The sequence below is a fragment of the Parachitinimonas caeni genome (assembly GCF_030129945.1).
GTDB lineage: Bacteria > Pseudomonadota > Gammaproteobacteria > Burkholderiales > Chitinimonadaceae > Parachitinimonas > Parachitinimonas caeni.
The window spans coordinates 35,323-58,890 of record NZ_JARRAF010000028.1; the positions used below are offsets into that span (position 1 = coordinate 35,323).

Sequence of the window (23,568 nt, forward strand, 5' to 3'; positions counted from 1 at the left end):
CTTGGCCTCATGCAGCGCGCTTGAGCTTCGGATCCAGCGCATCGCGCAGACCATCGCCCATCAGGTTAATCGACAAGACGGCAATCAATACCGTCAGGCCCGGCATGGTCACCACCCACCAAGCACGGGTGATGTAGTCACGCGCCGAGGCCAGCATGGTGCCCCACTCCGGGGTCGGTGGCTGCACGCCCAGACCCAGGAAGCCCAGTGCAGCCGCTTCCAGCACAGCAGATGAAAAGCCGAGCGTGGCATTCACAATCAGCGGGGCCATGCAGTTGGGCAGAACGGTCAGGAACATCAGCCGGAATACACCGGCGCCGGCAACGCGCGATGCGGTCACATATTCCTTGTTGATCTCGGCCATGGCGGCAGCTCGCGTCAACCGGACATAGGAGGGCAAGGTACCGACGGCGATGGCGATCATGGTGTTGATCAGACCGGGGCCAAGAATGGTGATGATGCAAATTGCGAACAGAATGGTTGGCAGAGCCAGCATGATGTCCATCAGACGCATGATGGCTGAGCCCAGCATCCTGGGATAAAACGCCGCAAACAACCCCAACACAATGCCGGGAATCATCGAGAACAGCACCGACATTAGGCCAATCCAGAGGGATACCCGTGCGCCATAAACGAGGCGCGAAAAAATGTCGCGGCCCAGCTCATCGGTACCCAGCGGGAAGGCTGCCAGCCCCCCCGCCGCCCAGGCAGGCGGGGTCAGCATTTTGTCGCGATACTGCTCAATCGGGTCATGCCCCGCTACCAGCGGTGCAAAAATCGCCGCCAGGATGATCAGGCTGACAATGATGAGTGCCAACAAGGCGCCTTTGTTACGGCTGAAGCCTTGCCAGAATTCCTTGAGTGGAGAAGGGTAGGTAATGACCGATTCGGTCGTTGCCTGAACAGAAGCTTGGGTCTGTGTCGTCATCGTAAAACTCCTAGCGCTCGCTGCGAATGCGCGGGTTGACGATGCCGTAGAGAATATCCACGGCGAAGTTGACCACAATGAAGATGGTCGCAGAAATCAGGATGCCAGCCTGAACCACTGGGTAATCGCGTCGCTGGATCGAGTCAACCAGCCACTTGCCGATGCCAGGCCAGGAGAAGATGGTCTCCGTCAGTACCGCGCCAGCAAGCAAGGCACCAACTTGCAGGCCAATCACTGTGATCACCGGAATCAAGGCGTTGCGCAAGGCATGCACGGCAATGATGCGGAATGACGACAGCCCCTTGGCACGCGCTGTCCGCACATAGTCTTCGCGTAGCACTTCCAGCATGGATGAGCGGGTCATCCGGGCGATAACGGCCATCGGGATCGTGCCCAGCACGATCGAGGGCAGAATCAAGTGCATCAGCGCAGACTTGAACGCCCCTTCTTCACCGGAGAGGTAGGAATCAATCAGCAAAAAGCCCGTTTTGACCGGGATATCGAATTCGATGGCAATGCGCCCGGAAACTGGCGTCCACTCCAATTGCACCGAGAACAGCATGATGAGGATGAGACCCCACCAGAAAATCGGCATGGAATAGCCGGTCAGGGCAACCCCCATAACGCTGTGATCTACCAATTTACCTCGCCGCAACGCTGCAATGATGCCGGCGGGCAATCCAATCAGCACCGCCAGGAACAGCGCAAACATCGAGAGCTCGACGGTAGCCGGGAACAGCGTAAGGAACTCTTTGGTAACCGGCTCACGCGTCACCAGCGAATTACCGAGATCGCCATGCGCGAGCTTGCTGATGTAGTCGAAATATTGCACATGCAGCGGCTGATCCAGCCCCAGGCGCTTCATGGCTGCAGCGTGCATGACGGGATCAAGCTTGCGCTCGCCCACCATGACTTCGATCGGATCGCCAGGAATCAGGCGGATCAACGCGAAAGCGACGATGGTAATGCCGATGAAGGTCGGAATTACCGTCGCCAGTTTGCGGAGAATAAAGGAAAACATTGGGTTACTCCCCAGGAAGGATGCCGGCGGACGACCGGATACCAGGCTCTGTTGGCATTTTGTTTCCGGTCCAGAAGCAAAATGTCAACATGGCCAAGACCCCGGCCGCGAAAAAACCGGCGGATATTACCGGCGGCAACCCGTATAAGCAACGGTGCGCCGCAACATGGCAGGGAACTTTTTGCAGATCGCCGACTATCTGGCAAGCCGCCAGACCAAGCGGGCCGCCACCTTGGCGGTTCGATTGTCAATGTCAAAACTTGGGTTCATTTCGGCGACATCGGCCATTTTGAGCTTGCCAGACTGCTTGATCTGATCAATCAAGGTTTCCACGACTTCCAGCGCCACCCCCCTTGCCGCCGGCGCCGAAACGCCGGGCGCGACCGCTGCGGGCAAAACGTCCAGACAGATGGTGAGGTAAATCCAGTCCACGCTCTCGACAAAGGCGTTCACTTGCTGCTGGCTGTCTGCGAGCTGGTGAATACCCATTTCGTCATCCAATCGCCACAGCACATTCAATTCCCGCGCGGTAGCGAACAGCGCCGGCGTGTTACCGGGTTCTGACACACCAAGGCAGCAGTAGCGGAATGGCCAGCCAGACTCCTGGCACATCCGGGCAATCTGGCGAAAGGGGGTTCCCGAGCTGGGGCGCTCGCTACCACGCAGATCAAAATGCGCGTCGAAGTTGATGATGCCGATCCGAGGCGGCTTGGGTTGTGACTCGGCAAAGCGCGCCAGACCCAGGAAACTGCCAAAAGCGACTTCATGCCCACCACCCAGCACAATCGGGAAGTGTCCATCCATCAGGCATTGCGCCACTTCTCTGGCCAACACGGTTTGCGCAGCTTCCAGTTGATCATCTTCGCAATGGACATCGCCCGCGTCATGCACCAGACGGGTCTGATGCCAAGCCATATTCGCCAAAGCCTGCCGGATCACCGTTGGACCTTGCTTCGCCCCTGGTCTGCCCTGATTTCGTGTCACCCCGGCATCGCAACGGAACCCCAGAAGCGCAACCCCCGGCCCAATGGCGCCATGCATGGCGGTTACGCGTTCGTGCCAGCGAACTGCCAGCGCGCCCTCTTCATGATCGACACGGCCACGCCATATCGACATCTCTGCAGGTTGATACACGGATTACCCCTTCAATGTTTGGTGTTTGTTGGTTCTGCGGGTTTGCATGGGACGTTGCGGATGCTGCCCGGTTGATCACTATATATAGATTAGGGTTTTCCCTATATATAAGAGGGTTAATCCTGGCACGGGCGCAGTGGGTATGAATTGGCACGACGCCATCCCGATACATGCGACCGGGATGGCAACCAAATCAGCAAGAGACGTCAGCGGGAAGCGTCCGTGTAAAGGAAGCGCAGCAGCTCGGCAGACTGGCTGGCCGGCAGTGACAGCGCGGCCTGGTAGTAGGCGATGGTCAGCCGGCAAGAGACATAGGGGTTGAAGTTGCCCCGGAACCCCGAGCGCTGGCTGGCCAGGAATGTCTCAACGTCCCGCCCATAGTTTTCGCGCAATGCAGACCACACCTGGCCACTAAGCTGCAAGGCCTGCTGGTCCGACCGGCTGGTACGGGCGGTATCAGCACTCTCGATAACGGCGAGCAGTGCCTCCTTCTCTGCCTGTCGCAAGCGGCCGGGAAAATACGTTGCATACCGGTGCACCGGCTGTGGGTTGTAGGCATAAGCATGGCAAAGCCCGGCATCAACCTTCGACAGCATCCACATTTGCTCGACAAAAACGCGGGTGTAGTCGCGAATGGCCACATCTGCGGCAATTGGCCGGCTGACATCGGTAATCGCTTGCATATGGGGGGACAATTGCGCCTGCATTTCACCACGAGAGATACCATGCGCGTACGCGTCGCTGACGATCTGCGCCATTACATCGAACCGCTCGGGAAAGCGCTTGCGAATCGCCCGGAACATGGGTTCCTGCAGCAACTGGCTGGTGACGTGCGAAGGGTTGTCCGCGTCTTCTTCCCCTGATATCGCGTACTCGTAGCCATCCGTGGTTCGGGTTATCACCCCGGCAGTCTGCAACTCGTCCGGCTTCGGGCTCCACATGGTCTGGTTGGGTGTCAGCACCGCCTTTTGTGCAAAGGCAGGATCCACCCCTCGCTCCTCGAAAAAGCGAAGCTGAACCTGCCGTGCATTCCGCAATAGCGATCCCTTCAAGCCGTACAGGTCAGGCGAGTGATATCCAAGCGTGGCGTGGTCTTTCAGGGCCCGATCTTCGCCGCCCATGAAAGCCAGCGTGCAGGCACTGGCACAAAAGCTCGAAACGTAGGTATTCAACCGGGCTTTGCGGATAACGTCGTGCATTTTCAGCCCTTCGTTTACCAAGCCCCCTGCGCTGGTCAGGTGTACAACCTTGATCCCCTTATGCCGTTCCAGCACTTGCTGCAGTGACTGGGCAGCCCCGCGTCGGAAACCGCCAATGAATTCGACCTCTGCGCCGCTGCGCAGCAAACGCAACTGAAAGGGTGGCAACGTTTCGTCACCATCTTCCTGGCGCAGATTGCTGACAATCCCCTGATAGCCGATGTCGTCGTTCAGAAACTGAAAGCTATGCCCAAGCATGCCTACCACGATCATTGCTTTCGCCATGAAGGGCCAGAAAGTGCGTCCGGTTTCATTCAGATGCCGGCTGGCAGCGCGCCAGGTTCCACACCATAGCCAGACCATCACCAATAGCGTTGCTGCCCAGTAGGTTGTCAGCCAGATCGCCAGGCCATAGGCCATATCTGAGTCATCGAGTACCAGCTCGACCATTGACAGTGCAAAGCGCAATGCCAACCCACCGAGTACACCATGCACCCAATAACTGCGGGCAAGCGAATACTGGCCTTCCCAGTGCCGACGCAGAAAGCCCCCACGCGGTTGCGGCCGCAAATTGAGCTGGGGCTCTTCAGTTATCACCGGGTCTACTGGCGCCGGGGCCGGCGCAGGGCAGGCAGGGGCTTCCATCACCACCGCTATGGCTGGGGGCGGGGTGTTGGTCATTTTCACCACGTCACCAATGCGACGTGGTTGGGTTTCAGCGTCACGCCAGATCAGATCATCCGGTCCCAGTGCGCCACGGTCGATCAGAAGTCGGATCGCAGCAGACGACACCGGCCCAATGCGACGCCCCCGCTGTTCAAAATACCAAGCCATGCTATTGATTGTGAATAAAAAACAGGGCAGCGATTGTACGCGGAGCCAGTCGCTTTTTCTAAGCCGGATGTCGTATTCCCTTAGAGGTATGACTTTTAGTCATCATAATGCCCCATGGAAGTTTACCCCCGATCGCACTGGATTTCAGTCTGCCGTATTGACCGCCAAGCGGCTGGTTCGCACTAAAAACCTGTACAGCCCGTGAACCCAATCGGGGAAACCGAGAGGCATATCGCTGATTGATATGACCTTCGCCTCGCGTCAGACCCAGCACGCTGAAGCGCAATCTGGAAATTGCCTACCAGCAGGGCCTTGCAGGCTCAAGAATCAAGCATCCGGCACTGGCCGCACGACGGGAGGAATACCAGGATTGATACTGACAGACAGATCGGCGGCAATTGTCTGTGGCTGTGCAATCAGGTGCCAACGGTTGTTGGTGTAGTACATAAAACAGAATGCATTGGAAACCGCAGCTGCATCTTCATTGCCATAGTCGGCATAATTGAGCTCGGCGATAATTTCCCGCTGTCCTTGATTGGTAACGATATTAGTGAGATTTGCATTGTGCGGATGTTGATTATGGAAAACCCGCAATCTTCCCCCCGGGGCCGGCACCACCTGCAAGCTGCAACCATTCATTGCCGCTGTAAATAGAAAGGAATGCTCCGGTGCATGCGCCGGGATTTCGATTGAACCCACTTCACTATTGCCCTGAATAAATGGGCACCAATATGCTGAAATCGCCTGCTCGCCACCATTTTCTGAATAATCACCCGATGGTACAAATGTCACGCCACCAGGCTGTGCGCCATTTCTCAGATCAAACTGGCCTTCGCCGAGCGCATTCAGCAGGCTGACTCGCTGCCGCCCCATGGCGCCAAGCGCCGCAACCTGAAAACCGCTCACCGAATTGATCGCAGTCCGACTGATATAACCCGTAGGATCTGCTCTAAAAGAAGTATTATTGCCACGCATAAGCTTCAACGCTACCTATTCAAAATCTGGCGATTATGACGATACAGTTTCAGATATTCAACAATATTCCGCCGCTATGAAATGGTGTCTGATTTTATGTCTATCAATCCATCAAAAGTAAACGAGCTTAACTTTTCATGAAAATACCAATGGAATAAAAATAGCCCGTCTAAGCGGGCTATTTTCCATTCTAAAATGGCAATCACGCCAAATCGCGACCGATTGCCTGCGCAATCGCTTTGAGCGACACCATCAGATCTTTCAGCTCCTGCGGTGTCAGGGCTTGATCGGCATCACACCAGGCCTCGCAAGGATTCGGATGCATCTCAATCAACAAGCCATCCGCACCGGCGGCTACCGCCGCGCGGGCCAGTGCCGGCACCATCCAGGCCTTTCCTCCAGCATGGCTAGGATCGATCACTACCGGCAGGTGAGTTTCCTTCTTCAGCACGGGAATCGCTGTGATATCGAGGACGTTACGGTATGCCGTCTCGAAAGTGCGAATGCCACGCTCGCACAGGATGATGTTGTGATTGCCTCCAGCTGCAATGTACTCAGCCGCCATCAGTAACTCTGAAATAGTGGCGGATAGACCACGCTTGAGAATGACAGGCTTGTTGACCCGGCCAACTTCTTTAAGCAGATCAAAATTCTGCATGTTACGTGCGCCGATCTGGATGACATCGACGTCATGTTCCATGAAGGTGTCCAGCATGCGCACATCCATCAGCTCCGTAACGATGGGGAGCTTGTATTCGCGCGCGGCCTTGCCAAAGTATTCAAGCCCGGTTACGCCAAGCCCCTGAAAGGCGTAAGGGCTGGTACGCGGTTTGAAAGCCCCACCACGCATAAGCTTGCAACCTGCGGCGTGTACCCCGGCAGCGGCAAGATGCATTTGCTCCTGAGTTTCTACCGAACAGGGCCCGGCAATGACCTGCACATCCTTGCCGCCCAGTTTGACACCCCGGATGTCAACAATGGTCCCGTCCGGGTGCCCTTCTCTGGCAACGATTTTGTATTGCTTCACAATATGGATAGCACGCTCGACCCCTGGCAACAGTTCGAAAGCCTGTTCAGATAGTGACCGTTCATCCCCGATGGCGCCGACAATGATGCGCTCTGTGCCACGGGAAATATGTTCGGTCAGGCCAGCCTCACGGATTTTTTCAATGACCGCTGCCAATTGGGAGTCGGTTGCCGAAGCGTTCATAACGATAATCATCTTAAGTGTCCTTGTGCGGTTACCGCTGGCAAGCTTGGGTGATCAGGCCAAAATCTGTGCCGGCGTTGATTTAAGTAAAGAATTGAATGCCCAAAAAGCAACAGGCCCCTTGCGGGGCCTGTTACGTGTTATCTGTGTGTTGCTTGAGGTAAAACTTGGCCGCCCCGCCCGCTATTCCCGGTAGGGATAATAAAAAAACCAAAAAGCTGCGCGCACGCCGACCGTTGTGGGGTCGAAGTGTTGGAGCAGATTGGTCGGGCAGCAGGTCATGGTCGGTAAAAAATTGGCTTGTCAGCGAACTGGACGATTGATCTTACCTCAACATTGTTTGCAATGCAGCAATCGCCGCCTGACAAGATGCAAATATTTCTGCGGGGCTCGCATCACCATACATATAAGCCGGTGCTGACACAAAGCGGTTTGTCTCATCGGCACATGCTTGCTGAACAGGCAAAGCTATGTGGATTTGCCCCCAAGTGGAAATAGCCTCACTCAAAGGCTCCCCCCCTGCTCCCAGCGTGATCTTGGCATTGCGAATTCCAGCCACCTGGGCTGCCAGCCCCAGAATCAACGGAGCCGCACACAGAGCCACCACTGGCTTTTTGGCATGAACAAATGGCATCACCGCAGATTCGACGTCCTCGTACATCTGTGCGGCATCCCCCACCTCAAGAAAATTGGTGAGATTTTTAGCAGCGCCAAAGCCACCCGGAAAAACGATGGCATCGTAATCGTCCGCCTTCAGCGTACCCAGTGCCGCGATGTCCCCCCGAGCGATGCGGGCTGCTTCTGTCAGCATATTGCGCTGCTCATCCGCTGGCGCCCCTTTGGCATGATCAACCACATGCAGCTGCGCACGATCCGGTGCAAAACAGTCGTAGGCAATCCCGGCTTGGGATAGCGAAATCAGGGTCGATACGGCCTCCGTAATCTCCGCTCCATCCAGAAACCCGCATCCTGACAACACCACGGCGACTTTTTTCATCGTTTTCCTCTTGGTTTGGCGGCGGGCCAGCTACCCGCCGTTTCAATCATTTCTGCAATGCGAAATCAGGCAAGGGCTTGTTCCAGCACCTCGATAAAACGCGCATTTTCAGCAGGCAGGCCAATCGACACCCGCAAGCTATCGCGCATACCGTAGCTCGCCAGCGGCCGGATGATCACCCCCCGCTCCAGCATGAAGCGGTTCAGGGCCGGGCCATCACCAACATGGAAGGTGACAAAGTTGCCAAAGCTCGGAATAAACGACACGCCAAGGCGGATGAATGCATCGGTAATCTGCTTCATGCCTTCATTGTTGATGCGCACAGTTTCGGTCAGGAACTCGCTGTCATCCAATGCAGCACATGCTGCGGCTTGTGCCAGGCTGTTGACATTGAATGGCTGACGCACTCGGTTCATCAGGTCTGCCACCTCAGGGGCACACAGACCGAAACCAACCCGCAGACCAGCCAGGCCATAGGCCTTGGACAAAGTACGGCTGACAATCAGATTGGGAAAGCGCTTCATCAAGCCGATGGTGTCGCATTGCTTTTCTGCAGGCAGGTATTCGGTATACGCCTCGTCGATCAACACCAGAACATTCGTGGGGCAGTTCTCCAGAAACTCAACAATGTCGCCAGGGCGGCACATGGTGCCGGTAGGGTTGTTGGGGTTTGCAATAAATACCAGCTTGGTATTTGGCTGGATGGCTTCGAGCATGGCATTGAGATCATGCCCATACTCAACAGCCTTCACCTCAATCCCCTGTGCGCCAACCGCCTGCGTTACCAGCGGATACACTGCGAACGAATACTGGGCATACACCACGCTATCGTCAGCCGTCAAAAAGGTACGGGCCGCCAGCTCCAGAATATCGTTCGACCCATTGCCCAGAACGATGCCTGCGGCCGGGACACCAAACTTCTGCGCAATTTTGGCCTTCAATTCAAAACCGTTGCCATCGGGATAGCGTGTCAGCTCATCCATGGCCTGCAGCATGGCCGCTCGCGCCTTTGGGCTCAGACCAACCGGATTTTCATTCGACGCCAGCTTGACGATGCTCGACTCTTCCAACCCCATTTCACGAGCCAGTTCCGAAATCGGCTTGCCCCCTTGATAGGGAGCGATGGCACGAATGTAGTCAGGGGCGAGTTGGGTTAGCGACATGATGGGATCCTGTTCAATTTTAAAAAATTGCTTCAACGTTAAATCAATACAGCCAGCTGGATATTCTCAAAGCAAACAAGTCTAGCAAATCTCGGCAGCAAAATCCCTTTCTTCCTATTTAAATCGCAGAAAGCACTAGCTGTTTGCCCTTGCGCCTGGCATTCCACCTCTTTGCGAATACCGATTAAGCCCTCGGGATAACTCCACCAAACAAACCCCTACCGCGCAAGCAAACTGCCCAAGAGTCAGCGAGTACCCGAAAGGAATGAAGGAAACCCCACCAGGCTTCATTAAAATATGAGTCCCCACAAGCACAGAAATTGATTGCAATATAGAGAGAAAAGTCAGCACCAAACCTAAATTGCACAGAATCAACGACCCAATCTGCCGGCAGTTTGGCATAAGCGAGCCATTCACACGCCAGTATCGAATAAGCCCAAAGAACATCAGCAAGTAAAAGGTTATACGAAGCATGTGGTTCAAACTCGACCAAAGTACAGCAGGGTTTGAGAGAGAAAGCGAATTAATCTCCCAAACTGTTGCAATGAGCTTATCGATCGACAAGAAGGCAAACGCCAAGCAATACAGAAGGCTTTTTGGAAACGAAGATCGCGAGGGCAGCCGCTCCCCGCTCTGCTCTTTCACACGGGAAAAGATCACATATAGCAACACCCACGGGAGAATAACTGAGAAAATTAGTCCTAGCGCAGTGGATTCTATCTGGGAGAAAAATTCAGAAAAAGGAAAATAAATAGCATTTACCACCAGAGAAGAGGCAATGCAAATGCCGAAAAATTGTAACCTACGCCCCTTAAGGGATGGTCGGCTTATCAAAAACAGAAAAAATAACAAAAGAAACAAGGAATCCAGAATAATCAGCATAAGCAACCCAGATTCCCAGAAAGCGCTATTCATTTTAAAGTTACCCAGAAAATTCAATACCTGCCAGCCATTAGATGAAGAAAACCATTGGCACAGAAAGAGTTCCGGCTTTGAGTTTAGAAGCAGACGGAACCTGACATCTACTCACCCCCGTCGCCCAAAATCTCAAACCGGCCAAGATCGGCCAGCTTGTACCCGTCGGTAGGCAAACGGAAAAAATAGCAAGGCCGCACAAGGCGGCCTTCTGTGCACCACAACTGTAGGCGCCGAATCAGATCTGCTTGGCTTCCAGCACGACCTCTACCACAGGCGCTTGATGGTTGGTCATGGCGTCGAGCAAGGGGCTGATCTCATCCGAGCGTAGCAGCAGACCCGTCTGCTCCGGGCGGACGAAGTCTTCGGCGATGGCGTGGTCTACCATCTGCAGCAGCGGGTTGAAATAGCCTGATGTGTTGAGCAAGGCAATTGGCTTGCTGTGTACGCCCAGCTGTGCCCAGGTGATGATCTCGAACAATTCGTCGAAGGTACCGAATCCGCCGGGCATGGCGATGAAGCCATCGGCCATCTCGGCCATCAGAGCTTTGCGCTCATGCATGGTCTTGACCACTTGCAGCTCGGTCAGGCCATAGTGGGCCACTTCACGCGCAACCAGAAACTCGGTCATCACGCCATACACTTTGCCACCCGCTTCAAGGACGGCATCGGCAATGACACCCATCAGGCCTACCTTGCCGCCACCATATACCAGGGCGAGATCGCGACGGGCCAACTCGGCGCCAAGTGCCCGGGCAGCCGCGACGTATTCGGGTTTGGCGCCATCACGGGAGCCGCAAAAAACACAAACTTTTTTCATTTTCGTTTCTCTTGCAAAGGGTCAGCTAACTAGGCTTTTCTCGATCCGCAAACAGGGACTGCAAAGCCTAACCCCACCAATACTTGGGGGACCACCTTGGAATGCCGGGCTAACTTATTGGTTCACTGTGGAAATCCCGCAGTTCTCTATGCGGGCATCCTCTCCACCAGATGTGCACGGTTTGGCGGAGCCGGGAAGGGCTCAGGCCAGTACTCAAGCTGAGAGACAATCTGCCCCCCATCCACCGTACTGAAAGTGATCGCGCGCACTGACAGCACGCCGTCCGTCACCGATACATCGCTGACCACTTCGCGGCCATCGCTGACAAGCCGGTTCAGCGTGAACCGCCACTTGCCGTGGGCGGGATATTCAGCGTTCATGCGGGTGAAATTCTCCCGCCCGCGAAGACGCTCACCAGACTGGGGCCAATCCAGGACGTAGTCTTCGGCCAAGAGCTGCGCCGCATAGGCAAAGTCGTTGGTTTGCATACGCTGCCAGTATTCGCGGACCAGTTGTGCCGCTGCATCTTCCTGAACCATCAGATCACCGCTACCGGGTAAGCTCCCAGTACCTTTACGAAAGCTGCCTTGTCGCGCAGCTGATCCAGCGTCCGCATGACCCCGGCTTCATCGGCATGCCCTTCTACATCGACAAAGAATACGTATTCCCACAAACCCGTGCGGGAGGGTCGCGACTCGAACTTGGTCATCGACACCCCATTTTCGGCCAGGGGTGACAGCAAGGTATGCACGGCGCCCGGCTTGTTTTGTGCCGACATGACGATGGATGTTTTGTCTCGGCCTGATGGGGTGGTCTTGTGATAACCCAGCACCAGAAAACGGGTGGTGTTGTTTGGTTCGTCTTCAATGTTGTCAGCCAGTTTGATCAGGCCGAAGCGCTCAGCTGCCGCATCACCGGCAATGGCGGCGCAATCGCTATCCAGGCTTGCCAATCGGGCTGCTTCGGCGTTACTGGATACGGAGACCCGTTCGACATCGGCTGGCAGGTTTTTATTCAGCCATTCATGGCATTGGGCGAGCGACTGTGCATGTGAATACACACGCCGGATGCCTGTCTGGCTCGGTTCGCGCCGTAACAGATGGTGGTGGATGCGCAAGACGACTTCGCCGCACACGCTGAGGGGGGTGGCAAGCATCAAGTCCAGGGTTCTACCCACAGCGCCTTCGGTCGAGTTCTCGACTGGCGCCACCACATAATCGGCGCTACGCGCCTCCACCACCCGGAAAGCCTCGTCGATACTGGCGCAAGCCAGTGTTACCGCAGCGTGGCCGAAGTGCTTGATCGCGGCAGACTGGCTGAAGGTACCGTCCGGCCCCAGAAACGCGATGGTAAGCGGGCGCTCGATCGACAAACAGGCCGACATGATTTCGCGAAACAGCTTGGCGATGGACTCATCGGGCAACGGCCCTTGGTTCAGACCTTTGATGCGGCTGAGCACCTGCGCTTCGCGCTCGGGGCGATACACCAGGCCCCCGCCCTTGATTTCGCCAATATGGCGGGCATGCTCGGCACGTTGATTGATAAGGCGGAGAATTTCGACGTCGAGCGCGTCGATGGCATCACGATGTTGCCGGAGGAGTTCGTCGGACATAAATCAAGCCCAGGTTTGCGGAGTCCTAAAGATGACAGTCACCCCCGGCAGATGGCTTGTATCAACAAGCCGCAGCAAGCGCAAAGCCTGTCTGCATAAACACTTCGAGGGCGAACCAGACACCCGAGGATAGCACAGGCGGACATGCGCGCCTTGCGTGGTTGCACCGCAACAGACAACTTGGCAGCGGCCCAGCCACTCGCCATACTCGAAACCATTCCAACCCGCCCTGTTGAGCGCACCATGACAGATACCACCGATCTCTCGCATTACTGGATGCCCTTCACCCACAACCGCTACTTCCGCGAGCACCATGCCTACCGGATGCTGGCCAGCGCAGAAGGTGCCTATTACACCACCACCGAAGGCCAGCGATTGTTTGATGGGCTTTCCGGGCTTTGGTGTTGTGGTCTGGGTCACCGTCAGCCACGTGTGGTCAAAGCGATTCAGCAACAAGCAGACACCCTGGACTACGCCACCGCATTCCAGATGGGGCACGAACCAGTATTCCGCCTCGCTCAGCGTATTGCCAAGCTGGCACCGCAAGGTCTGGACCATGTCTTTTTCGTCAACTCCGGCTCAGAGGCTGTCGATACCGCGCTGAAAATCGCCCTCGCCTACCACCGTGCCCGTGGCGACGCGAGCCGTACCCGGCTCATCGGCCGGGAAAAGGGCTATCACGGCGTAGGGTTCGGCGGCATCTCGGTTGGTGGCATGGTCGCCAATCGCAAGTTGTACGCACCAGCAATGATTCCCGGCGTAGACCACCTGCCCCATACCCACAATCTGAAGGAAATGGCGTTTTCGCGGGGTCAGCCCGGCTGGGGCAGCCATCTGGCCGACGAGCTGGAGCGCATGGTCCAGCTGCATGATGCCTCGACCATCGCCGCCGTCATCGTCGAGCCGATGCAAGGCTCAGCTGGCGTAGTCATCCCTCCTGTTGGCTACCTCCAACGCCTGCGCGATATCTGCACCAAGCATGGCATCCTGCTGATTTTTGACGAAGTCATCACTGGCTTCGGGCGCATGGGAGCTATGTTTGGCGCCCAGGCATTCGACGTCACCCCGGATATCATCACCTTTGCCAAAGGCGTCAATAACGGTGCTGTCCCCATGGGTGGTGTCATCGTGCGCGACGACATTCACAAAGCCTTCATGACCGGCCCCGAGCACATGGTCGAATTCTTCCACGGCTACACCTACTCCGGTCATCCACTGGCTGTAGCAGCCGCCCACGCCACGCTCGACGTCTATGCCGAACAGGACACCCCGGCCCGCGTGCGTGAGCTGGCGCCCGTCCTTGAAGACGCCGTACATGGCTTGCGCAGTGAAGCAAACGTTATCGACATCCGCAATTTCGGCCTCGCAGCAGCTGTTGAACTCTCCGCCGCCGACAAGCCCGGTTTGCGCGCCGTACGCATTTTTGAAGAATCCCTGAAGCGCGGCCTGCTGGTGCGCTTCACAGGCGACATCATCGTACTCGCCCCTCCATTCATTGCGAGTACGGATGAAATCTGGCAGATGACCGAGACCTTGAAAGAGGCCATAAAGGCCGCCGGTTAATCGCAATCTGCCATCCATGAAAATGCCGCCACGAATTTATATTTCATGGCGGCATTTCTTTTAAATCTTGCCATTGCAGTGGATCAGTCAACTTCAACGCATCATCATCAAGCCCGGCAAACCTGCAGCACACCACAACCAACCCAACTTGGATCATTCATCCGAAAAACCCATAGATAATGGCAAATTACCAATACTTTTATGCAATCAAAAAGTGATAAAAGGCCGGGCAATGTTCAATATGCCCGGCCAACTATCCTTTCAAATACTAATTACTGTGCACAGTATTTGGGTGCCAGTTTAACGAACTCATCACTCGTTACGAAGTTTTTAACCAGATCAGCCCAAGAAATTTGATTGGCATCCAGCTTGGCAAGCCACCAGTTATAGCCTGCTGTGTCGGGCTGCCTCGCGAACAAGGCCCTATAAGCAGCATCCAGCCTGGTTGCATTGGTCTTGTTGGTATTTAAGAAGTCCGAGGTTGTGAGAATATCATTCGCAACCGCCCCCAGCTTGCTCAAACTACAACCGCCATTACCTTTTATGGCATTCATCCAAAAGTCAAACCCCGAATCATCCGGATAGCGATTAAAGCCCTCGATATAAATCTTCCCAAGAAAATAACCAGGCCCCGAGGAAACCCGAGCAACTGCTGCCTCGGTGTCCAAAATCTTAATATCACCAGACACCCGTGCTGTTTCCTGAATGGCTTTCTTGATGTCCGCAGGCTTCAGTGAAGGGTTCTGTGAAAGCATCATTGCCGCTGCAGCCGAAACCTGGGGTGCAGAGAATGAAGTACCATCATGATAATTCCACGAATCCATTCCCCAAACGGTAAATACTCTTACGCCGGGCGCATATACAGCGACTTTATTCGCACCCCAGTTACTACCCCATTCTCGTCCTGACGCGGGTTGCGGAATAACCCGATTATCCTCTTGATCTGATGCGCCCACCGTAATCACGTTATTACAGCCCGCAGGTGAATACGGTGTTGTGTCGATATTCAAACCCGAATTGCCTGCAGCAACAACCGATACAACCCCCAGTTTGGCCACATCATCAATCGCGGTTTGAAGAGAAATTCCACATTGACCACGCCCACCCAGAGACATATTAATCACTCTGACTTTTTCAGGTATCGCTCTGGCGGGCTTTCCATTCCAGGTCATATTGACACCAGAGGCGTGATAAATGGCAGCAATAATATCCGACGTTGCACCACCGCATTTACCAAGCACTCTTAATGGCATTACCTTTGCACCATACGCCGCCCCGGCCACCGATGCGCCATTATTGGTCGTTGCCGCCATAATGGATGAAACTGTCGTGCCATGCCATGAACTCTGGATGTGTACCGGATCCAGCCCACAAGAACCTTCTGGTGCCATATCACCGGGATCAGTAGGATCAGTATCCCAATCATCACCATCACCAGAGTTATCTACCGATTTATATTTGATAATCTTCCCGGTTGAATCTTTCTCAGCAGGAACAGAGATATTTTTACTTGTAAAATCGTATCCCGGGATTATATTTTCAATTAAATCCTGATTACGGACATTTCCCGTATCAATTGCTGCAATTCTGACATGCTTTCCATTTGTTCTATTCCAAGCCACATCAGTTCGGGTATTTTTCAAATGCCATTGTACAAAGAAAAAGGGATCATTTGGTTTGCTGCGATCTGGCTCATCCAAGGCATGCATCAACAGATCTGGTTCTGCGTATTCAATGGATGGATTCTGTTCCTTCAGCTGTTTGGCAAGATCCCGAATCTTGCTTTCAGTCGTAGATCCATTAAGGGAATAAACCTGAATCTCCCTCTTTGAGAGGGCATTGACTTCGAAATTAGCCTTTTCTCGCAGTTCAAGCCCCATGGAGCGCCCTGCCGACATCACACGGGCGGAACGGTCTTGTTTCTGGGTAGCCCGAAGCTGATTGGGCTGATTTTTGAATTTTACAATCAACCCCACCACAACAGGCTCTTCCGCATGCACAGTTGCCATTGCAGATAACCCCAATACAGATGCAGCCAGTATAGTTCTTGTGAAAATCGTACTTTTCTTGAGTTGCATGACCTTATATTTCCTTTGTTTGGTTTTGATTAAAAGGCACAAACGACAACACATATTGAATTGAAAAGACAGGCAACCGTATTCTGAAAACGGTTAAAGGCACCCTGCGAATGCCATAAAAAATACACCCGCCGTGCCAATTTAGCATGGCACGGCAGGTACCCTTTATTGCCGAGGCAATATTGTTATTTGTTTTTCACAAAAGGCCATATACTTAAAAAGAGGCAATTATATACACCGCTTATGTACACGCATCATATACATATTTGACTTACCACATCGCAAGATGTTTTTTGTTTTCAGGCAAATCGTTCCAGTTTTGGCATTTCATTTCCAAGAAGCCAGCACACAAACTGGTTCTTAATAATTTGTTTTCCGGATTGAAATTAACAAAACGATCACGAAGCAGATTCTTGTTTTTCCTGGGACATCTGTCAACCATACAGTTTGTTAGTTTTTCACAAGACAGTTGAAACTTACAACTTTCTCCTATTTTTTTCATAAAAATCATAGCGTTAAAAACACCGACAGCAAACGAATTGAAAATAAATCTGTGTCTAATATGCACAACTCAAGGAAACTCATAAGGTTCCGTATCAATTCAAATTTACACACTGTTCTTCATTGCAGAACAATAAATCTTCAATTAATACATACTCTAGGTATTTTAAACATCATCAAAATACTGAGAGAATGTTATTTCGTTTGGCCATTTAGTCCGCAGTACCTGCTTTCGGGGTACATCTGAGCATATAGGGGTAGTCACAGGACACCTCACCATGCAGTCGAATTATTTGAACAAATGGAGTCCACCCCCTTCGACAAAGCAGCCCGCGCTTTCGCATAAATCTCTCTGATTATTCAATTACCTGCATCGCAGTGCATACAGAGTTGCAGCGCCCAAGACTGTCTTTACGCAAAAAATCTTAAGACATCTCTGCAATCTATTGATTTTTATTGAAATATTAGTGACATTTATTGACACCCTTTCAATTTCCTTGCGCAGGGCGCTGTAATCTGGCCTATTCTTGTGTTAGAAGATGCTTATGCTGATGGGCTAAACAATTCGGGCTATGTAGAAGGGGCATCAACGTCAGGGCTGGCCGGTTGGTTGGTCGCTCGGGCTTGCAAGTCCCCCGGCACATCAGACAAGTAACGAACCGTAACGGCGCGTGCCAGCCGGGCAAGCTTCCACTCTCCATGTTTGGCAGACTTGCCAAGCGCCTGCCCTGCAGTCGAAAGCTGCAGGCAGTTGCTTGGGCAATGCGCTATGGCCTTTCTCCTAATACGACTCGGAGGCTTTGGAGATGAATCAAGAAATAGTCGATGCAGTAAGGCGCCTCGTGTGGTCTGGCCTGTTCCCTGGCGATGAGATTCCTGAAATCGTGCATGAGGTGTTTGCCGAAGAGAAACTTGACCGCAAGGCGGTATCGAGCCAAATCGCCAGCGAGCTGGCCCGCAAGGCAGAGGCTGAGCGCAGCTGGCCGAACAAGACGGACTGTGACCGGCTGGATTCCGCATTCGATACCCTGGACGACGGCGGCATCATTGCTCTGCAGAACGCCGGGTATACCCATGAAGACGGGGTCAGTGAGTGCTCGGAGGTCTACCACGATCGTGGTGGCGCCAAATCAGGGATTACGGGCTACTGCTTTTATCACGGACAGGATCTTGAGCAGGCAGTAGATGGCCAGGGTCTGTATATCGCGGTGGGGGCGTTCAGTGGCAAGGAGGCGGACAAACAGGCCGTTGCCGCCAAGGTGGTCGAAGTTCTGCAAAAGAAGGGGCTGAACGCCAAGTGGTCTGGCAGTGCCGGGGCGCGCATTGAGTTACCCGAGTTTCGCTGGCAGAAGCGGGGCGGTGGCTAATAACCGTCTACCGAACCCTGAGCCCCGCCATGCCTGCTGGCGGGGCTGGCGTCTGCTGGTCGGGTTGCTGACCGGAACCATCGCTTTGACCAATGGTGCCGTCGCGACCGAAGCGCCTGCATCGTCCCCTCCCCCGCCTGCCGTGGACAGCGCTGTTTCTCATGTTCCGGATGGCCCCAAAAATTCTTCTTCGCTTGCCAGCATCCGGGCTTGGCAAGTGCAGGTTTCTGCCACCCCAATGGGCTGGCCTTGGAGTTCGCCGCCCAGACATTCCGTCAAACTACGCGATGCGGGGCCAGCACAGACGCTGTACTGCGTCGGCGGAGGGGCTCGCAGTGGCGAATACCGCCTGTTTGGTCATCATCGTGGCAGGGTGAGGGTGCTTTCCGGCATCATCGAGCAGGCGCACCATCCGGTATATCGGCTGCGCCATCAGGTGGCCGGCTGGCATGACTTCCAGACCTATCTGCCCAACTGGGGCAGCGGTGGTCATGAGGTCACCGCCATCACCTATCGTTGGCAGGGCAATGTTTATCGCCCCATCCAGTTTCAGTCTGGCCGCTGGTGTGACTTCCCCTACTTTCACCAGACATCACCCGAATGTCTGGCAAGCCAACCAAACTTCCCCGCCGCCATCACCCCGGATTCTTGATCTATAAATAAGGTCAGATACACGGGCTCTGCCGACGTTTAATCAAACATGGCGTCTCGTCGGAACTGGGCCGATCACACATCGCTTGTTACGCCTTGCCTTGCCCCGCAGCGGCCTGGCAACGCACTGCAACTTTGCAAACCGCCTCTGAGGAATTCACGATGAAACAGGGAATCCTGCTGTGTGTGGATGACGAAGCCATCGTGTTGAATGCCCTCCGCGATCAATTACGCAAAGTCTATGGCAGCAAACACATCATTGAGGTCGCAGAAAGTGCGGAAGAAGGATTGGAGATTCTGGACGAGCTGGCTGGGGAGGGTTTATTGCCGCTGGTCATCATTTCCGACTTTCTGATGCCCGGCATGAAAGGCGATGCGTTTCTGATTGAGGCATCGAAGCGCTTCCCATTTGTGATCACCGTCATGCTGTCCGGGCAGGTTGAGGAGTCAGCCGTGCAACGCACCAGGGACGAAGCAGGACTGTTTTCCTTCTTCGCAAAACCGTGGGATTCAGATGAGCTACTCCTTTGCATCGACAACGGTCTGAAGCAGTTTGCGGAGCGTTTTCAGGAGGCCCAGCATGGCAGCCACTGAGGGGGCACAGCCCGCTGTTATCGCTCCCTGGCGCTGGGCAAGCTTTTCTGATCTACCCTTTGCCATCCGCCCAGACAGGTGCTGAGTCATGGGGCCACACGCCATACTTTGTGTCGATGACGATCAAGGCGTGCTCAATGCCATGCGTTTTCTGCTCAGCAAGAATCTGCAGCCCGACCAGATTCTGGAATTGGCTGAGAGTGGCGAAGAAGCTCTGGAGATCGTCCACGATATGCAGGCGGAAGGCACCGAACTTTGCGTGGTGATTTCCGACTACATCATGCCCGGCATGAAAGGGGATGAGCTGCTCGTCCGCATCCACAAGCTCCTGCCCAAGGCCATCACCATCATGCTGACCGGCCAGAGCGACCTGCAAGGTGTCAAGCGCGCCATTAACGACGCCAATCTTTATCGGTTCCTCGAAAAGCCCTGGAATAACGAAGATGTCCTGCTCACGGTTAACTCGGCCTTGCGTGTCTACGATATGGCCCAGGCGCTGGAACAGCAGAATGCCGAGCTGCGGCGTATGAATGAAGAGCTGGAACAGATCGTGGCAGCGCGTACTCAGGAGCTCACCGAGAAGAACCAGCAGCTGGAAAAGCTGGCCATCACCGACCGGCTGACCGGCCTGTATAACCGCCATTACCTTGACCGAGTCTGCGAACATGAATTCGCCACCGCCCAGCGCTATGGCAATGCCTTCTCACTGATCCTGCTTGATGTCGATCTCTTCAAGCAGGTGAATGATCAATATGGCCATGCGGTGGGCGATGCTGTACTGGTCGATATTGCCCACATTCTGCGGCAGCGTGTCCGCGAGACAGACGTAGTCGGACGCTGGGGGGGCGAGGAATTTCTGGTGATCTGTCCCAACACCACGCAGCAAGGCGCCTGCGAGGTGGCAGAAGTCCTGCGCGAGCGTATCGCCCATCACAGCTTCGCCGATGTAGGCCAACGCAGTGCCAGCTTTGGCGTGGCCAGCTATCGGGCAGATGACACCCTGACCAGCCTGTATGTGCGGGCCGACCAGGCGTTGTATCAGGCCAAGGCCGGTGGTCGCAATCAGGTACAAAGCTTCTAGGTTCTGTTGACGTAAGGTTTACAGAACCCAGGAGGCCACATTACTTGGCGTCGCGCTTGGGAACGACAGGCATCGGCGCTTTGGGTGTCGGTAAATAGGGCTGGATCAGTCGATCAAAGTCTGGAGGGCCGGCCGTCGCAATCGCTGCGTCAATCCGCCGTGCAATGTCTTCGCGCAGATGCAATGAGTAAGCCGCATGCAGGGCAATGTGCGGCACGGGTAACTTCACCATGCGCATTTCCACCCCGCCCCTACGGGAAAAATAGTCTGCGGTACGAACATCCGAAAAATACGCAGCGTCGATGCGCCGCAGCTTGAGCTTGTTGAGATTGGCGCTTTCCCAATCCGCTTGGCCAGTCAGATCCAGCTTGATCTGCGGATGTTTGAGGATGTCTGGAAACGCCGCCGCTTCGATATACCCGACCGTCATCCCATACAGGCTGGACTGATCTTTGATTTCGACGAGATCCGAATGGGTGCGCACCGATAGCAGCGGCTGAAAATACATGAATGGTGCAGGGCTGAAGCGGTAGCGGGACAGGCGTTCCGGGGTACGGGTCAGTATTGGTGTAAAGCCAAAATCACCAGTTTCCAGATTGCGGGTGAGACGGGCCACCGATACCGGCCCGGTCCAACGAAAAGTCACCCCGGCACGCGGGGCGACTTCTTTGTCGAAATAGTCAATCAGCGCGCCAGTGGGCGTGCCCCCCTCATGCACCATCACATAAGGGGCCACCGTAAATACCCCCGCTACCACGCTATCGCTCGCAGAGGCTTGTTCTGCCAGCAACAGGCCGAGCATCGCCATCCCCAGCAATTTCATGGCCGGCCGACACTACTGCACGGTGTAGACCTTGGCGAAGGTCTTGGCGGCAAAAAGACTATTGTCTGCTTCAGTCGGGCTGCTGCCGACACCGTAACCCACATAAATATCCAGACCTTTATAAGGCGTGAGGTTGGATGGCGTGCCGACAATCGGCAGGGAATGCTGGCCGAGTGTCACCGAGGCAAATACCGGCAGTGCCTGCCCGGCCGCAAATGCCACCCAGCCACGGGAAGGATCAAGCAGGAACAGCTGTCCCCCAACAATCGCCGCCACATAGAGCTGACCCGCCTTGCCCATATCCGTGGAAGGCACATTGATCGCCGCCGTCAGGGTCTGGGCCGTAATGGCACCGCTGACACCGGCACCGTCCGTCAGAACCGGGAAAGTCGCGGCGGTGCCGCCCGCCTTGATGGTGACCGTAAAAGTCGTTGTCCGGCTGACACCATCCTGGGTGAATGTCGCCGTCACCGTTGCCACCGTATCGGCAGTCACCGAGCCCGCTGTCAGCAGGCCACTGCTGCTGATGGTGGCGGGGCCCGATACACTCCAGTTCGCATTGACCGTTGACACGCTGCCATCTGAATAACTGGCACGGGCCGTCAGTTGCAATGTCGCGCCACTGGCCACCGAGGCATCCCCTGAAACCGACAGGCTGCTGAGGGTAGCGGTCGTGCTGCCGATAAAGTATTGCAGGCGGGGCTTGAGCGAGCGTTCGATGCTCGGGCCGTTATAGGTGAGGATGCCCAAGGTCAGCATCACGCTGTCTTCCGGCCGGCTGAAATTGGGCCGGGCATCACAGGAGGTGCTGCAGCGCAAGGCCAGATTCTCGAAGTCGGAACAGGTGGCCTTGCAGTTGGCACACTCGTTGTAGGCGTAGCCTTCGCTGCCATAGGTGTACTCGTCACATAAATTGCCAAAGCTGTGGCCGAACTCATGCAACACCATCGGCCCGGTAGAAGTGCCGATGTAGGCCGTGGTGTAGCTGTTGTAGCTGTTGGTCTGGAAAGTCCCCAGATCACGACCGCCCGATCCGGCATACGAAGTGAGATTGTGCAGAACCACGATTTCATCAAAGGGCTGGCCGGAGGCCGTTGCAGCGGCAATCACCTTGGTGTCATCACAGCACATCAGGCGCTCGATACCCGCACAATTATTGGCGCACCCCATTGACTGGGTATTGCTGACAGGCGTGATCTTGATCCGGCTGGCCAGGCTCTTGTAAGGCTCGGTAGCCAGCATCAGGCTCTTGACTTCATCCGCCTTGCTCTGAAACTGGCTGAGATTCGAGGCATCGAACCCACTGGCCAGCAACAGTACATTGAAACTACCGGCCGCAGCAGGCGCCGGCCGCGGAGGGGTCTGACTGCACTGCGCCTCGCTCAATGGGATGGCCGGCAAGGCCCGCATCGCCTGCCCAGCAGCAGAGGATGCCGCCAGCTGGTTACGAGGCAGCCGCACCCGCACATCATGCGCCTCGGGCATTGCCGGCATCACCAGCACGGCCGATGGCCGGGCCAGATCAACCGGCGCCGTATGCACATGCCCGCCTTCTGCGGGCGGCACCGTCAGCTGGCGCTTGAACTGGAAGGGCTGCGTGTGCAGAACACGCCCTTGGGCATCCAGCAGTTCGGCTACCGGTAGATCGGCCGCATCGGCAAACTGGTTGCGGTGGCTGGCGGGCAGCGCCCCCCGCCGGCGCTGCAGCTCGCCAATGGCGGGCCGAGCAGCCACAGACTGGTCACTTAATTCAACCGGGACAATCAGCAAAGGCTGGCCAGCGCTGGCGCAATCTTCTGCACCAACCCCGGCAGTTACCAAAGCAAGCGGTACAGCCAGCAGCCAACGGCAGCCGGCACGGAAACGGGCACGCACATTCATGAATTCAAGCTCCGGGGAGAGGTTCAGGTTCTGCAGCCATTCCAATTCCCGTCGGAGATGGCCGGTCAACAAAACCTGCTGAGAATCACATTCAACTTAGGCTCTGTTGACGTTTTGTTTCCGGTCGCGCCGGGCCGAGTTTTGGGGCAGGGCGAGGCAGGGTGAGTGCGGTTTAGCGAGCTAAATAAACGAACCCTAACGACGCCATGCCCCAAAAATCG

The 23,568-nt window shown here is 55.1% G+C and carries 20 protein-coding genes; 6 read left to right on the forward strand and 14 right to left on the reverse strand.

The window, feature by feature from the left end; genetic code table 11:
- Positions 1-7: 7 nt before the first annotated feature.
- The 8 genes from PZA18_RS18245 to hisC form a co-directional block, all read right to left on the reverse strand.
- Positions 8-928, reverse strand: coding sequence for an ABC transporter permease subunit (locus tag PZA18_RS18245; protein WP_284102304.1), 921 nt, complete (start codon positions 926-928; stop codon positions 8-10).
- A gap of 10 nt (positions 929-938) precedes the next feature.
- The gene (locus PZA18_RS18250) at positions 939-1,949 is read right to left on the reverse strand and encodes an ABC transporter permease subunit (RefSeq protein WP_284102305.1); all 1,011 of its coding nucleotides are present in this window, start codon (positions 1,947-1,949) and stop codon (positions 939-941) included.
- A 195-nt stretch (positions 1,950-2,144) separates the two neighbouring features.
- The gene (gene hutG / locus PZA18_RS18255; protein WP_284102306.1) at positions 2,145-3,083 is read right to left on the reverse strand and encodes a formimidoylglutamase; all 939 of its coding nucleotides are present in this window, start codon (positions 3,081-3,083) and stop codon (positions 2,145-2,147) included.
- A gap of 206 nt (positions 3,084-3,289) precedes the next feature.
- Positions 3,290-5,116 (reverse strand): GYF domain-containing protein, encoded by a 1,827-nt coding sequence (locus tag PZA18_RS18260; RefSeq protein ID WP_284102307.1) that lies wholly within the window; start codon positions 5,114-5,116, stop codon positions 3,290-3,292.
- A gap of 327 nt (positions 5,117-5,443) precedes the next feature.
- Positions 5,444-6,100 (reverse strand): hypothetical protein, encoded by a 657-nt coding sequence (locus PZA18_RS18265; RefSeq protein ID WP_284102308.1) that lies wholly within the window; start codon positions 6,098-6,100, stop codon positions 5,444-5,446.
- A gap of 193 nt (positions 6,101-6,293) precedes the next feature.
- Positions 6,294-7,313, reverse strand: coding sequence for a 3-deoxy-7-phosphoheptulonate synthase (gene aroF / locus PZA18_RS18270; RefSeq protein WP_284102309.1), 1,020 nt, complete (start codon positions 7,311-7,313; stop codon positions 6,294-6,296).
- 313 nt (positions 7,314-7,626) lie between these two features.
- Complete coding sequence (elbB, locus tag PZA18_RS18275) at positions 7,627-8,298, reverse strand: isoprenoid biosynthesis glyoxalase ElbB (protein ID WP_284102310.1); 672 nt, start codon at positions 8,296-8,298, stop codon at positions 7,627-7,629.
- A gap of 65 nt (positions 8,299-8,363) precedes the next feature.
- Complete coding sequence (hisC, locus tag PZA18_RS18280; RefSeq protein WP_284102311.1) at positions 8,364-9,461, reverse strand: histidinol-phosphate transaminase; 1,098 nt, start codon at positions 9,459-9,461, stop codon at positions 8,364-8,366.
- Between the two features lie 472 nt (positions 9,462-9,933).
- On the opposite strand from hisC, the gene PZA18_RS18285 reads away from it, so the two are divergent.
- Positions 9,934-10,212, forward strand: coding sequence for a hypothetical protein (locus PZA18_RS18285; protein WP_284102312.1), 279 nt, complete (start codon positions 9,934-9,936; stop codon positions 10,210-10,212).
- Positions 10,213-10,614: 402 nt separating this feature from the next.
- Here the strand turns inward: PZA18_RS18285 and PZA18_RS18290 are convergent, their stop codons facing one another.
- From PZA18_RS18290 to pheA, 3 genes are all read right to left on the reverse strand, one after another.
- Positions 10,615-11,196, reverse strand: a complete 582-nt coding sequence (locus tag PZA18_RS18290; RefSeq protein WP_284102313.1) for an LOG family protein — start codon at positions 11,194-11,196, stop codon at positions 10,615-10,617.
- A gap of 146 nt (positions 11,197-11,342) precedes the next feature.
- Positions 11,343-11,735: a nuclear transport factor 2 family protein gene (locus PZA18_RS18295; protein ID WP_284102314.1), complete on the reverse strand. Its 393-nt coding sequence runs from the start codon at positions 11,733-11,735 to the stop codon at positions 11,343-11,345.
- Positions 11,735-12,808 carry a prephenate dehydratase gene (gene pheA / locus PZA18_RS18300; protein ID WP_284102315.1) on the reverse strand — a complete coding sequence of 358 codons (1,074 nt, stop codon included), beginning with the start codon at positions 12,806-12,808 and terminating at the stop codon, positions 11,735-11,737. The genes PZA18_RS18295 and pheA overlap by 1 nt, the downstream gene beginning before the upstream one ends.
- Before the next feature lie 144 nt (positions 12,809-12,952).
- Between pheA and PZA18_RS18305 the strand changes: the two genes are divergently transcribed.
- On the forward strand, positions 12,953-14,371 hold the full coding sequence (locus tag PZA18_RS18305) for an aspartate aminotransferase family protein (protein ID WP_308447421.1): 1,419 nt from the start codon (positions 12,953-12,955) through the stop codon (positions 14,369-14,371).
- A gap of 272 nt (positions 14,372-14,643) precedes the next feature.
- Here PZA18_RS18305 and PZA18_RS18310 read toward each other — a convergent pair whose 3' ends face one another.
- The gene (locus PZA18_RS18310; protein WP_284102316.1) at positions 14,644-16,449 is read right to left on the reverse strand and encodes a S8 family serine peptidase; all 1,806 of its coding nucleotides are present in this window, start codon (positions 16,447-16,449) and stop codon (positions 14,644-14,646) included.
- 1,307 nt (positions 16,450-17,756) lie between these two features.
- On the opposite strand from PZA18_RS18310, the gene PZA18_RS18315 reads away from it, so the two are divergent.
- The 4 genes from PZA18_RS18315 to PZA18_RS18330 all read left to right on the forward strand — a co-directional run bounded on the left by PZA18_RS18315 (position 17,757) and on the right by PZA18_RS18330 (position 20,643).
- Positions 17,757-18,317 (forward strand): DUF6891 domain-containing protein, encoded by a 561-nt coding sequence (locus PZA18_RS18315; protein WP_284102317.1) that lies wholly within the window; start codon positions 17,757-17,759, stop codon positions 18,315-18,317.
- Positions 18,310-18,969, forward strand: coding sequence for a hypothetical protein (locus tag PZA18_RS18320; RefSeq protein WP_284102318.1), 660 nt, complete (start codon positions 18,310-18,312; stop codon positions 18,967-18,969). Before PZA18_RS18315 ends, PZA18_RS18320 begins: the two co-directional genes overlap by 8 nt.
- Before the next feature lie 161 nt (positions 18,970-19,130).
- Entirely contained in the window at positions 19,131-19,562 is a 432-nt protein-coding gene (locus tag PZA18_RS18325; RefSeq protein ID WP_284102319.1) for a response regulator, read from the forward strand.
- 88 nt (positions 19,563-19,650) lie between these two features.
- The gene (locus PZA18_RS18330; RefSeq protein WP_284102320.1) at positions 19,651-20,643 is read left to right on the forward strand and encodes a GGDEF domain-containing response regulator; all 993 of its coding nucleotides are present in this window, start codon (positions 19,651-19,653) and stop codon (positions 20,641-20,643) included.
- A gap of 40 nt (positions 20,644-20,683) precedes the next feature.
- On the opposite strand, the gene PZA18_RS18335 is transcribed toward PZA18_RS18330, so the two are convergent.
- Positions 20,684-21,466, reverse strand: a complete 783-nt coding sequence (locus tag PZA18_RS18335) for a substrate-binding periplasmic protein (RefSeq protein WP_284102321.1) — start codon at positions 21,464-21,466, stop codon at positions 20,684-20,686.
- A gap of 12 nt (positions 21,467-21,478) precedes the next feature.
- On the reverse strand, positions 21,479-23,416 hold the full coding sequence (locus PZA18_RS18340) for a M64 family metallopeptidase (protein ID WP_284102322.1): 1,938 nt from the start codon (positions 23,414-23,416) through the stop codon (positions 21,479-21,481).
- Positions 23,417-23,568: the final 152 nt, after the last annotated feature.

Coding starts and splice junctions, on each gene's coding strand:
- PZA18_RS18245 (WP_284102304.1), bottom strand. CDS start 928: ATGACGACACAGACCCAAGCTTCTGTTCAGGCAACGACCGAATCGGTC.
- PZA18_RS18250 (WP_284102305.1), bottom strand. CDS start 1,949: ATGTTTTCCTTTATTCTCCGCAAACTGGCGACGGTAATTCCGACCTTC.
- PZA18_RS18260 (WP_284102307.1), bottom strand. CDS start 5,116: ATGGCTTGGTATTTTGAACAGCGGGGGCGTCGCATTGGGCCGGTGTCG.
- aroF (WP_284102309.1), bottom strand. CDS start 7,313: ATGATTATCGTTATGAACGCTTCGGCAACCGACTCCCAATTGGCAGCG.
- elbB (WP_284102310.1), bottom strand. CDS start 8,298: ATGAAAAAAGTCGCCGTGGTGTTGTCAGGATGCGGGTTTCTGGATGGA.
- hisC (WP_284102311.1), bottom strand. CDS start 9,461: ATGTCGCTAACCCAACTCGCCCCTGACTACATTCGTGCCATCGCTCCC.
- PZA18_RS18285 (WP_284102312.1), top strand. CDS start 9,934: ATGTGGTTCAAACTCGACCAAAGTACAGCAGGGTTTGAGAGAGAAAGC.
- PZA18_RS18290 (WP_284102313.1), bottom strand. CDS start 11,196: ATGAAAAAAGTTTGTGTTTTTTGCGGCTCCCGTGATGGCGCCAAACCC.
- PZA18_RS18295 (WP_284102314.1), bottom strand. CDS start 11,735: ATGGTTCAGGAAGATGCAGCGGCACAACTGGTCCGCGAATACTGGCAG.
- pheA (WP_284102315.1), bottom strand. CDS start 12,808: ATGTCCGACGAACTCCTCCGGCAACATCGTGATGCCATCGACGCGCTC.
- PZA18_RS18305 (WP_308447421.1), top strand. CDS start 12,953: ATGCGCGCCTTGCGTGGTTGCACCGCAACAGACAACTTGGCAGCGGCC.
- PZA18_RS18310 (WP_284102316.1), bottom strand. CDS start 16,449: ATGCAACTCAAGAAAAGTACGATTTTCACAAGAACTATACTGGCTGCA.
- PZA18_RS18315 (WP_284102317.1), top strand. CDS start 17,757: ATGAATCAAGAAATAGTCGATGCAGTAAGGCGCCTCGTGTGGTCTGGC.
- PZA18_RS18325 (WP_284102319.1), top strand. CDS start 19,131: ATGAAACAGGGAATCCTGCTGTGTGTGGATGACGAAGCCATCGTGTTG.
- PZA18_RS18330 (WP_284102320.1), top strand. CDS start 19,651: ATGGGGCCACACGCCATACTTTGTGTCGATGACGATCAAGGCGTGCTC.
- PZA18_RS18335 (WP_284102321.1), bottom strand. CDS start 21,466: ATGAAATTGCTGGGGATGGCGATGCTCGGCCTGTTGCTGGCAGAACAA.